The organism is Lewinella sp. (assembly GCF_050633125.1).
GTDB lineage: Bacteria > Bacteroidota > Bacteroidia > Chitinophagales > Saprospiraceae > Lewinella.
In genome coordinates this window covers 1-2,190 of the sequence record NZ_JBOEFX010000244.1, presented here as the reverse complement: position 1 = coordinate 2,190, position 2,190 = coordinate 1, and the positions used below count along the sequence as shown (strand labels likewise).

The 2,190-nt window shown below is 38.6% G+C and carries 2 protein-coding genes; both read right to left on the bottom strand.

The annotated features are described in order from the left end of the window. Window positions 1-395: hypothetical protein (locus tag ACRBG0_RS28655; protein ID WP_431490246.1), on the bottom strand; the 395-nt coding region annotated here is incomplete at its 3' end. 3 nt (window positions 396-398) lie between these two features. Then, window positions 399-2,012, bottom strand: coding sequence for an RHS repeat domain-containing protein (locus ACRBG0_RS28650; protein WP_431490245.1), 1,614 nt, complete (start codon window positions 2,010-2,012; stop codon window positions 399-401). Window positions 2,013-2,190: the final 178 nt, after the last annotated feature.

Genomic DNA, 2,190 nt, shown 5'->3' with positions numbered 1-2,190 from the left:
GAATTGGGTTCCATTAAATCAATTGTATTCAGAACATCAACGAAATATCTTTGAGTTTCCCCTGGAAGTAAAGTATCTACACCTAGGTTTGGAATAAAGCCAACTCCAGTTTCTATAAAATCCACAATTTTATCTTCAGATTTTTTTGTGATAAATTCATGCACAATAGGTATTTGATGATAGAGACTAAAGGGGACTACAATCGGAACACTGTGTGTATTTTTAATTTTCAAGGAATAATCTGTCAATCCAGAATCATAACGAGGCTTCAAATCACCATAATGCTGATTTCTGTAAAATTGCATTATCCCACCCCTATCTTTATTTCTAAAACATGAAACAAAGATTAGGGCTATTATCAATATTAAAACAAATGAAATTTTATTTCTAATCATAAGTTATTTATTTTGGTAATATTGCTGAATTATATCATGTTGTGCTTTTAATAGAAGTTCATGCTGACCATATGGTTTATGTTTTCCTAGTAAAAAGCTTTGACCGTTCATAAGTAAATTGTTATTCGCTTTTCCTCCATAATGCCCTTCGAATCCATGTTCATCAAGATTCCCATTTATAGACATTAATGCAAAAGCATCTAATTGATGTGCGAGTTCGTGAGCTATTGTGAGTCCTAAATAATATTCCCAACTAGAACCATACGATTTTTGAAAGTCCTCAACATCAAGTCCTGAAGCATACCGGCCGCCTCCATATATATCATTATGTCCATAGATATTGTGGATGCCTGAATTACCCAAAGCTTTGAATCTACCGATATTATAGAAACCTAAAAATAGCGTTCTATCTGAGTGTGTAACTTGGATAGGAAAATTATTTAATACCTCATTTTCTGTAACAAGATGAAAGTTAACATTTTTTTCAATACCATTTCTAGCTAAAATGCGCTTTGCTTGACTAATACTTGTAGTTAAATCATAACTTGAGCTGTTAGCAAGATAAACATCTATTGTTGCTGGTGAAGTGTTACTAAATGCCCCTACAATCCTAGAATGTAAAGCAGCATTCACCGCATTGAGTGCATATGTTTTCGCTCCACCCGCAGATAGACTTTTTGTCACAGCAGCTCCAGCTCTCCCACTAAACATTCCTGATAGTTGCCCTGAAAAACCTCCCAACAAAGCACCTGTTACTGCACCTACTGCAGCACCTACTCCTTTGTCTTTTCCATTAGAAAATTCATCAATCATACCTCCAACAATGGCACCTATTGTAGCTCCTGCTATAGCACCAGGAACCGAAAACCCACCACCTGGATCCACATAATTCATTGGATTGTTCAACATCGAATTATACGGTGTTTCACTACCAAACGAATGCGCATAAGGGTCACTTTGCAACCAACGCCCAATGGTGGGATCAAGGGTACGGTGGTAGGCAAAATTCAGGTTCAGCGATTCTTCGAGTTCAATACCGTTGTACTGGAAATTATTCTGGGGGGTAACCGTCCCAAACCAATAGCCATTCATATTCATCCCAAAGGGATAATAATGATTCTCTTGAATGATTTCGGGATTCCCCGTAATGGTGATTGCACCATCACCATTGAGGTCAGAAAACGCCAAGCGGGTGTTGCCCAGGTGGTCTTTATGAAAGTAGTCTGTTCTTACAGAGGATATTTCATCATTAGCATCGTATTCCATGACAAAGCGGCCATCATTACCATATACCGATTGAAGTTTACCATCAATCAGAATAGCATTGCCAGCATAGTCTTGTACCTCGTAGATTCCGTTAACATCACGGATTGTACGCCATTTCCGACCCGTAGCATCGTAGATGTGTTCTATCTCTAAACCATCTCCCAAGATTTTTTTAGGCTTGTTGAGTAGGTTGTATTCAATAGATACTCCTCTGTAAGGGTCACTCACCGTATTCCCATTTCCATCATAAGAGTAAGTAGGCAAAGCTGGCTCGGCACTTATTTGGGCACTGGGAAAACCATTATCTGCATAAACATCTGCAAGTCCATCTTTAACCTTCAACAGGTTCATTCCGTTACTAGGAAATTCCGGGATCCGTGGAATGAAGAATTCAAAGCCGATACAGTATTTACTTTTTACCTTAGTGGCCATCATCTGGGGAGCAATTGTTTACCAGGTGTGGACCTATCTGGGTAAAGATGATGATCAACCCCTTTACACCGACCAGGATTACTCACCAACAGAAACA